This is a genomic window from Chitinophaga oryziterrae (assembly GCF_009758125.1).
Taxonomy (GTDB): domain Bacteria; phylum Bacteroidota; class Bacteroidia; order Chitinophagales; family Chitinophagaceae; genus Chitinophaga; species Chitinophaga oryziterrae.
The window spans coordinates 92,099-105,053 of the sequence record NZ_WRXO01000013.1; the positions used below are offsets into that span (position 1 = coordinate 92,099).

A 12,955-nucleotide genomic window follows, 5' to 3' on the forward strand; every position below is an offset into this window, starting at 1 on the left:
TTTGCCGCCATGTCCAAACCTATCACTGACGTTAAGCCAATAGGCGAAATTGTGAACCTCAATCAGCTGACAATTCCTACTTATCAAAGGCCATATAAATGGCAAGTCAGACATGTATTGCAATTACTGAATGATATTGAATTCGCGATAAGGACCCAGCCTGTTTATCGGATAGGAACTTTTATTTTTGAAAAAGAGGGAGAAGGAGTTCTTAATATCGTTGATGGGCAGCAGCGACTTACGACTTTAATAATAATTCTTTATGAACTTGGCGATCTCGTGCCTGCATTGCTCAACGCAAAATTTGCGCATGTGGAATCTCAGAAGAATATAAAGGCAAATCAGTTCGCCATAGCCCAATGGGTTGCCAGGTTATCTCCTGAGGAACATAATGAATTCAAAAACTACCTGCTCACGCAATGCGAAGCAGTAACTATTCAGCTAAATAACTTAGCGGATGCATTTCAATTTTTTGACGCTCAAAATTCAAGAGGCAAGGCGCTCGATCCAACTGACCTGTTGAAAGCCTTCCATTTGAGGGAAATGGAAGGTAAAGAACCGGATGAAAAGCGATGTTGTGCTAATATCTGGGATGAGATTGGTGAAGACAGCTTGAAGAGTCTGATTGGCACTTACCTTTATAGGATAAGATTATGGTCGAGGGGAAAGCACGCAGGTCCTTTCACCAAGGATGACATTGACGAATTTAAAGGATCCAATTTAGATAAGTCTCCAGATTACTCTTATCTTATTCCTTATAAACTTAATGAACAGTTCTTTCCATTCTCTAATACACAAACTGTCACTTATCCATTTCAAATCAATCAGGTAATCATTAATGGGAGAAGGTTTTTCGAAATGATCGGCCATTATCATCAAATGAAAAAACATTTATTTGATGGCACTATATCATTAGCTTTTCACGAGTTTAATAAACATAGCGAATACCCTGAAGATTACAGGGCGGGGGATAAATACACAAAGATTCTATATAAATCAGCTGTTATGTGCTATTTTGACCGCTTCGGACTGAGTGAATTTGAACAGAACTATCCTTTGCTTTTCATGTGGGCTTACAAACAGAGAATCGAAAATATAAGTGTCAGATATCTGAGTAGTAATTCGTATGTACACAAGGAAAGAAATAATGTTTTCCGCTTAATGCAAGAAACTTTAAATCCCGAAAAACTATCCGTGATACGTGATGGATTAAGACTTAGTGAAGTAAAGAAAAAAATCACCTCGGTTAGAGCAATATTTATTAATGAAAATTTAGATTTGATCGAACTCAATGGTAAATAACGAACTTGAACCTGAAGTTTTAAATGTCAGCAGCTTACTGAATAATGGATCATACATCATTCCGCTTTACCAGAGAGCGTATGCCTGGACAAATATTGAGATTGAGCAGTTATTAAATGATATTTTGCAACGGTGTACTGAAGATCCTCAGAGCAAATATTTTATCGGAAATCTTGTTGTATCAAAAAAAAGTAATGGAGACTATGAAATTATCGACGGCCAACAACGTCATACGACGCTGACCTTGATAAATTTAACAGTCAAGCACTTATTTCCCAACCAGCCCCTGGTCGCGAAAGAGTTGAATCTGAACTTTGAAGGACGAGTTCCATCCGGAGACCTTATTGAAAAATATTTGATAAGCTTTGACGAAATATTTGCATTTGATGATCGCCCAGGGAAAACGAAATCGCTTGCAAACGGCATTAAGGATATTCTTCATTTTTTCAGAGTGCTTAATAAAAATGAAGCCGTTGAAAAAGTTGAAAAATTTATAAGCTATCTCTATGATAATGTTTGCGTCATTCGCATTCCCCTGCCTGAAAAAACAAATCTCAACCAATATTTTGAGATCATGAACAATCGTGGGGAACAGTTGGAACCGCATGAGATTTTAAAAGCTACATTATTAGGCACACTGAAATATAAGGATGAAAATACAAGGAAAGCATTTGCAATAGCATGGGATGCATGCTCACAGATGGATAGATACATTCAGACTTGCTTTACCGGGGATATACAGACAAATATCTTTGGCCCTAGTCTTAACGAGATCCCCAAGGACTACTTAATGACCACTGCGGACACAGTTACGACGATTGTAGAAGATAGCAAAAACGAGTTAATGACTATTCTAGGTGAGCCCTACCTCTACAACGCAGATAAGAAACAGGACGTCTCGCCGGAGACTAGGTATCAATCAATTATCAATTTTCCTAACTTTCTACTTCATGTGCTAAGATTGCATCTATCAGATGACAGCGTATCACTGGACGACAAAAGATTGTTGCATGAATTTGGCTGCGACAATAAGAAAAAGCGGGCATTGCCAAACGCCATCAACTTTATCAATGATCTTATTTATTATCGCACCATTTTTGACCGTTATATCATCAAACGGGAAGAAGAAGCAACTGGTTCCACCTGGAAGATATTAAAATTCATAAAAGGAAATTATTTAAATGTTTTTGATAATACACAGCCCATAGTGATGTTGCAATCGATGTTCCAGGCATCGTTTACAAGTAATAATTATAAGAACTGGCTGCAAACAGTTTTAGCATTATTCAAAGAAAGCCCGGCAAAAGATGAAATCACATTTAATTCAGCGTTACTGAAAATTAGCCAGGACATCTTTTCCCAGACAAGCAAAAACCTGGAAAATGGTACCGACACTCCGATCTACCTTTTCAATTATTTAGACTTTCGGCTTTGGCAAATTTATAAGGCATTAAATGATTCGACATATGATAAAAGTTACGTGAGTGATGAAGTGCTAATCCAAATTAAAGAAAATGCAGGCGTTTTTAATAACTTCCGATTCCGGCAAAACAACTCTGTCGAACATGTCGCACCACAAAGGCCAGACACTGATCATAATCACCACGTCCACAATTTAGATAACTTTGGGAATTTATGCCTTATTTCAAGAAGCAGCAATTCCAAATACAGCAATGCTGTTTTTGAGAGCAAAAAGGAATATTTCGAAGCAGATGTCAAAGAAAACAGGGTTGAAAGCCTTAAGCAAACACTGATCTTTAGCCATCAAAAATGGAAAGACAACGAAATTTTGAAACATGGCGGCGATATGATCAACATTTTATTTAAAGAAAGAATTGCGACATCACTTCAGGAGTTGGTTGAATATTTAAAAAAGGAATATCCACAAAAAACGATTGGGAGGAATAATAAGCCTGTACCCCAATTTTTATATCGTGGCGAACGGACGATTGATTGGACAAATTCCTCGACTACCTATAGCAGGAATCTTCAAGGCCAACCACTCTTTGATGACGTAAATTACTTATTAACAGGGCAACATCCTTTTTTACCGTATCAATATCAGGAACATAGCTTATATCATTTTCTTAGAGAAGCGATTTATGACATTGGCGTTGTTTCTAAAGAAAATTACGAAGCAGAAATTGACGTTTATCTCGCAGGCATTTTTCAACATTATGGATTCGATACTAACTTGCTGGATCTGACTGATGCTATGGAAATAGCAGCTAGTTTTGCCGCTTGGGGGAATCCAGGCGACATAGGGCAAATCATGCTGTTAGAAACGCAAAAAATAGAAGGCTACTATTATGAATTGAAAGGCCAATTCGGCCACCGTGCTTTAAGGCAAAATGCTTATGGTCTATTGGGCACTGTTAATCTTGATCTCAAAAGTAAAGACTTTATTAATGGATATCAACCTAAATGGTTCAAGTTCATATTGACACAACAAGACAAAAATAAATTTACAAATAACGAAATGCTAAATATCACCGACGATCCCGTGGTTCCCCTGATTTTGGAATGGTGGGAATTGATTGGAGAAAAGGATTCCAAAGTAAGCCTGGAAGCCAAATGTTACATTAATAAAAAGATAGATTCGTTGAGATAGTTTCCCCTTTGTTTTACCTTACAATTAGAGATGGCGCATCAACCTTTAGGTCAAGTTAACACTATATATATGATTTTGGACAGCATTAATATAGAGATGTTCAAGTTTTCAGTGTTACACTGATCATTTGAACTTACCAAACACTAATAATTTACACTTACTAACTATTTTTTAGCAGTTAAAACAACTAATGGCTGGTGATTTTCTTAAGTAACGCTTCTCTCATCCTGTAGGCAATCTGCGCGTCAATCAGAGCAGTATGAGTCTGTTGCCATAATAGCTCCGCGTCTAATACATCCTTTCCTGTAACGGTTCCTGCTTTAAACCGATCATTGCATAATCTCAGGTTTTCACCTGCCTGGATTAATGAAGCGCTGGCCAGTTTTACCCGCTTGGCGGCTTCATTTAGTCCAATGTATGTCTGTTGTAGCTCTATTGCCAATAGCTCCTTGGTTTCCGATGATTGCAATTGTAATATCCTGGTTTTATGTTGCTGTGAGATCATTTGTTGCCTCTTCAGCCCCCCGCTAAAAATTGGTATCTGGATATTTATCACACCATAACCTGATAAAAATGAGGGTTGAGGAATTACTCCCATGTTACCACTATTTTTTCCTGCAAAATAAATTCCGCTGATGTTGGCATTGATAGCTGGACTGAAATCAGCTTTTGCTAATTTTTCTTCCAGCACGGCTATCCCTACCTTCTTTTCAGCGATCTTACAGGCAGCATTCCCATTGATAGTTTGCAGGATGTCTTCGGGGATTACTGGCGTAAAGGTGTCGTTGACGGTATCTGCTACAGAAAAATCTACGCTATTATCTAATCCGGTTATTTGTGCCAGCGATAGACAGGTAAGTATTAAGTTATTTCCGGCCTGTGTAAGACGTAAATCACATTCATTTAACTGCACCCCAGCGCGGAGCAGATCATTTTTGTAAATCATCCCTGCCTGGTATGCATTGACGAGGTCATTATAGAGTGCTGTTACCTGTTGTTTGGATTGCTGTGCTAATTTTATTTTTTCCTGTGCAGCAACCACTTGCCAGTACGCTTTTTCGGTAGCATATAGTACTTCCGCAGTACCTGCCTCTTTTTGTTCCAACGTTATTTCCAATGTTTTTTGTGCAACCTGGCTACTGAGCTTTATTTTTCCTCCGACAAATATAGGCTGATTGATACCTGCATTACTATAGATCCCATATTCCGGCAATATCCTATTCAATGGCGTTCCTACATAAAAACTATTTATACCCATTGTTATTTTGGGCTTTGCAGCAGCCCCGGCTTGCTGCTTGGTCGCCTGTGCTACGTATACTTCTTCCTGCAACATGGTGAGCTGCCTGTTTTGAAGGAGAGCCTGTTGTTTACAGGTTTCTAATGTGATTACACTTTGAGAATGCGCAATAGCAGGAAAGAATACGGACAACGGCACAACTAAAAAAAGCATCATTTTACTATTTACTGATGGCAGCCATTTAAAGTAGGATCTATGCAAAGGTGGTACTGTATCTGGTGATATGCTTTTCTCCGGTTTAACATACCGGGCATATAATACCGGTACGACAAACAATGTCATCAGCATGGATACCAAGGAACCTACAGCCACCACACTGGCTAATGGTGACCAGAGTGGAGATTTCCCCAGGATCATAGGTATAACACCAACTGCTGTTGCGAGTGAGGTCAGAAAGATCGGGCGCATTCTTCTACTAGCAGCGGCCATTGCAGCATCCTGGGGTGAATACCCCTGTTCCCTTACTAATTCATCCGCATAGTCCACTTTTATAATACCGTTACGAACTACAATTCCGATCAGGCTGATAATCCCCATAAATCCGGTGAAACCGATCGGGTTGCCTGTAATCAATAACCCCAGCATAGCACCCGGTAAACTCAGCGGAAAGGTGGATAACACGATCAGTACTTTGACAAATGATTTAAACCGGAACAATAACAACAGAAAGATGCACAACATGCTTATGGTAAGAGCCTTGATCATGGGAGGGAGATTTTCTGCTACTGCTTCCTCTTCTCCGCCGTAAGTAATCTGATAGCCAACAGGTAGCTGCAATTGGTCTATTTGTGAATGGATAGCAGCAATAATCTTTGCCGCCTTTATGCCTTTTTGTGCTTCTGCCATCACCGTGAGGGTACGCAGGCCATTACGATGAATAATATTAGTGGTGTGCCACGCAGGAGCAAGTGTAGCCACCTCCCGCAATAGTACTTTATTGCCAGACTGACTGGTTACATGCACATTCTGCAACTTGTTAAAATCTTTGCGGTTGTTTTCTTCCAGTCGCAGTAGTATGTCTACCGGCTTATCGCCTTCCCATAGGGTAGACACAGACCATCCTTTCAAACCAGCTTGTAGTGTTTGGGTGATGGCAGCATTACTGACGCCCAAACGGGCTGCTTCTTCCGTTTTAGGAGAAAGTGTTGCAGCAACATAGTTTGTTTCATAATCGGTACGAACCCAATTAGTACCTGCTGTATTTTCCAGTATCGGGGTTATGCGTCCTGCTATTTTTTGTAAGATGTCTATATCCGGTCCGGTAATCCTTACTTCCACCGGAGCAACGGTTTGGTTAAAACTGAGTTGTCGCACATGCACATATCCTCCAGGTATAAAGTGATCAAACTTATGGAGGTATTCTTCCGCCATTTCTTTTGTAGCCGCTTCGCTGACTGTATTGATAAAGATTTGTGCATAGTTCTCCCGTGGAAATTGCGGGGCATATGTCACTTGGAAGCGTGGTGCAGATGTCCCTATAAAGCTGCATGTGTTAACGATCCGCTTATCTCCCTGTAGTTCTTGTTCCACCTGTTTTACGGCTTCTGCAGTGGTTTGTAGCGGAGTGTTGGGAGGCAACCATATTTCCAGGTTGAATTGTGTCCGTTCAAAAGTAGGAAACAGTTCCTGGTCTACGTGGATGCCCATCAGTACAGCGGATACCACAGATAATGCACCCATTGTTATAGTAAGACGGGGATACCGGAAACAGATTGTCACTCCTTTGTTAAAAGCCGCCTGTGTCCTAGTCAGCAATGTTTTTCCTGCGGGTATGTGATCATCTGTTTTTTTCAATCCCTGACGGATAAATGTATAACACATCAGGGGTGTTAAAAGCAAGGCAACTGTCAGTGATGTAATGAGTGCAATGGCAACACTTACCGGTAATGGAGCCATAAACTCACGGGCCAGTCCTCCCAGGCAATATTGCAGGGGCAGGAAGGCTAATATGATCGCTGCTGTAGCTACAACAACCGGTAGCATTAACTGAGAGGCAGACAGCCATGCTGCTGTCCAGCGGTCAGTACCACTATCCAGTTTATCCAGGTAACTGTCTACTACGACCATCGCATCATCCACTACCATCCCCAGACAGATAATGAGCGCCGCCAGGGTTACCTGGTGTAGTGCAATTCCCATCATATCCAATATGCCTATGCTGATAAAAATGGATATGGGGGCAACCAGGGCGGGAATGATTGCTATCCGCAAGGGTAACATAATCATGACAACCCCCATAACAGCTATAATGGCGATTGTAAATTCGCTCATAAAGTGCCGGATAGTGGAAGCTACAAACTGAGATTGATTGACGATGGTATTCACTGCTACATCAGATGGCAACTGCTTTTTAATCTCTTGTAACTTCCTGTCCAATGTATGCCCAAACTGTACCACATTATTGCCTGGCTGTATGGTAATAGCAAGCATCACCACCTTGTTATCCTGTGATTGGATGAATGAAACCGGTTCTTCATAGCGTCTTTCTATACGGGCAATATCCTTTAACCGGACTATCTGGCCATCTGGTCCTATGTCTATCACCTGGTCACGGATGGCAGGGATATCCTTATACTGCCCACCAGTGTATAATGGTACATTGAGAGCCGGTAGCATGATATTACCACTATTGCCTGTATGGTTCTGTGCCTGTAGTACCTGGGCAATTCGAGTGAGATCAAATTTGTAACGATATAACTTCTCATCGGGGATGGTAACATAAATTTGCTCCCGTTGTCCGCCGTAACGTTTGATCTGTGCTACTGCTGGTAGTATTTTAATGCCATCTTCCAGCTTATCCGCGTACTGTTCTAACTCAGCATAACTGCGGTCGGGAGATGATATAGTGATCATATGAGTGACTACATTACCGAAATCTGTATTTACTATCGGACCAATCACTCCGGAAGGTAGTTGAGGACGAAGTGCATTATTTAATCCCTGCTGCAGGGTATTCCAAAATTGACGGGTATCCTGTACCCATTCCTGTAACTCCACCATTACCATGACCTGTCCGGTTGTTGTGGTAGCAACGGTTTTTGCTTTACGTACCTGTTCAAAGCTGAAAAGATATTTTTCCAACTGATCAGTCACTTGGGTTTCCATCTGCTTTTCATCAGCGCCGGGATATAGGGCGATGACGAGTCCCTGCCGGATAGTGATTGTCGGGTCTTCTGCCCTGGGCATCGTCAATAGGGAGTATATGCCTGACAGTACCAGTAGTAATACTATGGTAATAGTAACCTGCCAGTGTTTCATGGCAGCTATAATAAGTTGCATGGTCGTTTTTTTAATTAGTTATTATTGGGAGAATGATCAACACAAGGGATTTAGAATCTGATTGGATCACCGTCTTTAAGGGTTTGCTGACCAGATGCGATCACTAAGTCGTTGGCGAACAAGCCTGCTGTGATAATAATATTCTTACCGCAGAAGGATCCCGTTTCAACCCATTTGCGGGTAACGGTCCATTGTTCATCTGCGACATAAACATAAGTACGGCCTGTGGTATCCTTTAATATTGCATCTGCAGGAAGGGTCATTACGGGTGTTTTACTACTGACACTCATGGAGATGGTGCCAAGCATCCCTGGTAATAACTGATGGGTATAATTATGCAAAAGAACTTTGACGGTATAGCTTTTACTCACCGGGTCAGCGACCGGATTGATGATCTCGATTTCTCCTTCATATTCAGCAGAAAGTGCAGGAACGGTAATCATTGCCTTTTGGTGTTTTTTGAGCTGGGATATTTCCTGTTCAGGCACTGTAAAAGTGGCAAACACTTCGTCGATAGATGCTATGCTTATGGCATTGGTTCCATTAGTAACAACATTACCTTTTTCTATCGAACAACCGGTGATTACTCCTTTCATAGGAGCAGGGAGTATTGTTTCTGCCATGTCAGCAGATGCGTTTTTCTGTTTGGCTAAGGCAATATCCAGCTGGTTAGATACCCTGACATAATCTACAGATGGTAAGCTCCCTTTATTATATAGTTCTGCCGACCGGGTATAATTATCAAGAGCCTGTCCCAATTCAGTCGTGGCTATTGCTAACGCCGTTTTGTAATGAGTTGTTTCCAAAAGGGCTACAACGTCTCCCTGCTTTACAAAATCTCCTATTTGCACACAGACCGCTTTTATGCGACCTGGAACTATAAAAGCGGCGGTTGAAAGATGCCTGGCTTCAATGGAGCCACTGTAGTGAAATTGTACCTGTTGGTAGCCTATCTCTACGGAGGCGATCTTTACATTAATAGCTGGTGTCTGATAGGCAGTTGCATTATCGGTGTTGCAACTGGTCTTTATCAGCACAATCAAACCGAATAATGTAATATTTATTAAGTATGCTTTCATGAAACACGTATTTAGTAGTTTTTAAAAGTTGAAAATTGACATACCAATGCTGTACCGGCTGAGATAATTCAGCGGCTATAATTGTTGATTAAATCAGGCGATGAGTTTTGGGATCTGAAAAGGCCGAGAGTGGTGCTACAATTCCAGCAGCAGGTTAAGTGTTTCTGATAATTGTGTTGGTTGTATGGGATGAAACAAGTAGGCATCAGCCCCGGCAGCGATTGCCTTTCGTCCGGCTTCCGGGAAGTTACTCTCAGAAATAGCGATCAGTGGCAGGTGGCTTGATATGGGATGTTGCCGAATATTGTTTATGATGTCCAAGCCGTCCGGACCGGGTAATTGTATTCCCGCAATGATCAGATCAGGTTTAAAGTGATCCAGTATATTTAACCCATCCTGGCTACTACAAGTTGAAAAGGTGGTGGGTATCCCTATTTCTTGCAGGTATGTATCAATGGGAATCTGATCAGGATAATTGTCAGCTATTACAAGTATTTTAGCATTAACGAATAAGGATCTCTTAGAGGAGGAGGCAGTGTCCTTATTCTTTGTACGCATGATACTATTGGCTCCATAGGCCTCGCCAAATAAAGGGCGTACTATATTGCGAAGTAGCCATTGATATATCACCCGATAGTAATTCATTAGAAATACAATAAGTAATAGAATAACCGGGGCAATAATAAATACATCCGACATGTTTCCCGCAACAGATAAATCAGCAAAAGGCGCCAGTTTTTTATACCGGGCGATTAATAATATCCCTGATATAGCCAGTGTCGGTATTACCCAGGCAATGTGACTGCCAACCAGTTTTGCATGTCTGATAAACACAGCGGAGAAAAGGATGCAACATAACAGGAATATGGCAGGAACGATTTTGTGCAAAGCCAGTCCATAACCAGCAATCAGCAGGGAGCATAATGTAATAAAGGCCGGATAGGTGAAGCGATAAAACCGATAGTTATTAAGTATAGGGATAGAAAAGAACAACAGGCAGCTGGTAATCCCGAAAAAATATAATGACAGTGATTTTGTCATGAAATAAAGCAACCAGGCACACCCAATACTGAATAAAGAACTGAAAAGGCTTAATAGATTAACGGCCTTAATATAATTAGCCGCAACCTTATCCATTTTTTCTGTTCCTGTACTGATGAAAAGTGAATATAAGGTCTGCATTAAATTGAGTTCCGGGAATGTCTGGAGAGATGTTCGCCTTCGTACTTCCCGCTCGGTCAGTTCATGTACCCCATTCCAGAAAAGTGTATCCATATCTGCGATTTCCTGCTTAATCGTAGCTATTTTGCTATCGGATACAGTGTTTTTGAGCGTGTCTAAAACTACCCACTTCTTATGCGTGAAGACGTGGATTTTATGAATGTTTTCCTGTAAAACCTTTGTTGTCATTGTGGAAAAATCATTTGTGTTAATTTGGATGTTATTATTCATGATACAATGGATTTTAAGTATATAGGAATACATATCCCCGCAAGCCAATACTGAGGGCAGTATTAACCAGGTAGATTCATATAATTTCAGGCAATAAAATGCCTACTGGCTTTTCAGCCAACAACTTGAATGCTGTTAATTGAGTTTAATGATGTTTGGAGAGCCTGGGCAAACAAAAACGCAGGCCGCTATTTACCGTTGCTAAGCCCTAGACCAATGCTTGACTATGGATAAATGCGAACCTGCGCTACTATTCCAAAAGGAGTTAAACGCGGCAAATGACACATGCGATCCATAGTCGTGCGAAGGGTCTAGGTTCAGCAAACGGACGCAATTAAATGATAGATCCAAAATAAGTACATAATCAGTAATAAACCAAATTATTTATCACTTAATAGATATTAAATATCATTTTATCCATTTATAGTATCATTTTAAACTGAAAATGACTAGTTTAAACATGTATATATTTGCATATACACGCAGTTTAAATGATGTTTAGCCAATGAATAATTCAAATTTCAACAGAATCAAAGAGTTATTAGCCAAAAAGGGTAAAACAAGTATTGAGCTTGCTAATTACTTGGGGGTAAATACCAGAACTGTTTCAACATGGTGTACTAATGCGCACCAACCAGAAGTAGCCACTCTTTATAAAATATCAGATTTTTTGGAGGTTGAGGCTGGAGAATTATTAACGCCGAAGAATGAATTAAAGGTAGCCGCTCCCGGAAAGGTAAAAAAGAAAAGGAACAGCTAACATTAGTCAAAGGAGGAAATCTTTTCCATACAGATCTTTTCAGTAATTGCTTGCATTTTCTCTAAACGTTCAACTAGGAGTTTAACCTCTTTTTCGGTTATCACGAATTTTTTATCATACCTGGCTTCAACATACCCTTTACGCAAAAGTGCAAATAAATCCTTTTCATCCTTATCACTCATTGGAAAGACAAGCGTAAGCTCTTTTGAGAAATGTTTGGCATATCTTCTAAGTTTTTCCAGGTTGTGTGTTTTAGGCTTGTAGCCTCGAAAAACAAGAATAACCGTGTTGTAGGTATTTTCAGCCGCTTGATGCAAGAAGAAGTCTGAAAGATTAAAATCTTTATCAACCAAGCTTATTCTCGCATGTTTAAGAAATGATTGTGCCCTCGGAAACCAATTGTTAAAATCCTGTAGGGCCATTGTTTTCTTCTCAATAGGGCTTAATTCTCTCTTTTCTGCCAGTGCTGTATTACCTGCATCATAAAGTAATATCCCTTCTTTCTGTATATCAGCAAAGAAATATTGTCCATCAGAAAGCTTTCCATTTACATATTCAATATCATGGCTTATTGCAGATATATGATCATTCAGGCCGCTTCGCCTTTCTACGATTTCCTGTACTTCTGCATCCGATAGTCTTTCTCCTGATTTCGTAATTACCAGGAAATCATAGTCACTTTTGTAATCATATTGCCGCCCATCCTCCATATATTCGTCCTCTACCCATTTCCCTGTAGCATGGCTTCCATACAGGATCACCTTTTCAGGATTAGTTTTCTCCACTATAACCTTGGTCAAACTATTTATCAGGTCTTGCTTTTCTTTAGGTAAGTGATCTAATTTTGTTTTCAACGTAAAATGGGTTTATTTAAAAAACATGCAATGCTGCAAATATAGGGAATGCAATTATGTGTATATATAAAATAGAATGTCCGCATCCCAGATAACAGATATACAGCCTAAAATTTTTCCATTTTGGCTAAATTCAATACACCGGTTTGGTAAAAACTATCAAATAAGATAGGTAAGAGGAATAATCATGACCATTATATTATCCGAAATCATGATTTTTTTAATAGTATCCAACTTATTTCAATGATTTTCAAATCACGGGCAAATGGAAATCAAATGGTTTTCAATAGGTAATCAATACGTAATCAATATGTCTTTGTC

The 12,955-nt window shown here is 40.1% G+C and carries 7 protein-coding genes; 3 read left to right on the forward strand and 4 right to left on the reverse strand.

The genetic code is table 11. The features are described from left to right. The first annotated feature begins 9 nt into the window (after window positions 1-9). Entirely contained in the window at window positions 10-1,302 is a 1,293-nt protein-coding gene (locus GO495_RS29960; protein WP_157303639.1) for a DUF262 domain-containing protein, read from the forward strand. Further along, entirely contained in the window at window positions 1,292-3,913 is a 2,622-nt protein-coding gene (locus GO495_RS29965) for a GmrSD restriction endonuclease domain-containing protein (RefSeq protein ID WP_157303640.1), read from the forward strand. Before GO495_RS29960 ends, GO495_RS29965 begins: the two co-directional genes overlap by 11 nt. 187 nt (window positions 3,914-4,100) lie before the next feature. Here the strand turns inward: GO495_RS29965 and GO495_RS29970 are convergent, their stop codons facing one another. The 3 genes from GO495_RS29970 to GO495_RS29980 form a co-directional block, all read right to left on the reverse strand. Continuing rightward, window positions 4,101-8,489 carry an efflux RND transporter permease subunit gene (locus GO495_RS29970; protein ID WP_157303641.1) on the reverse strand — a complete coding sequence of 1,463 codons (4,389 nt, stop codon included), beginning with the start codon at window positions 8,487-8,489 and terminating at the stop codon, window positions 4,101-4,103. Between the two features lie 50 nt (window positions 8,490-8,539). Further along, entirely contained in the window at window positions 8,540-9,568 is a 1,029-nt protein-coding gene (locus tag GO495_RS29975) for an efflux RND transporter periplasmic adaptor subunit (protein WP_157303642.1), read from the reverse strand. 135 nt (window positions 9,569-9,703) lie between these two features. Then, complete coding sequence (locus tag GO495_RS29980; protein ID WP_157303643.1) at window positions 9,704-10,978, reverse strand: response regulator; 1,275 nt, start codon at window positions 10,976-10,978, stop codon at window positions 9,704-9,706. 547 nt (window positions 10,979-11,525) lie between these two features. On the opposite strand from GO495_RS29980, the gene GO495_RS29985 reads away from it, so the two are divergent. Then, window positions 11,526-11,780, forward strand: a complete 255-nt coding sequence (locus GO495_RS29985) for a helix-turn-helix transcriptional regulator (RefSeq protein WP_157303644.1) — start codon at window positions 11,526-11,528, stop codon at window positions 11,778-11,780. Window positions 11,781-11,782: 2 nt separating this feature from the next. Here GO495_RS29985 and GO495_RS29990 read toward each other — a convergent pair whose 3' ends face one another. After that, window positions 11,783-12,634: a HEPN domain-containing protein gene (locus GO495_RS29990; RefSeq protein ID WP_157303645.1), complete on the reverse strand. Its 852-nt coding sequence runs from the start codon at window positions 12,632-12,634 to the stop codon at window positions 11,783-11,785. Window positions 12,635-12,955 lie beyond the last annotated feature (321 nt).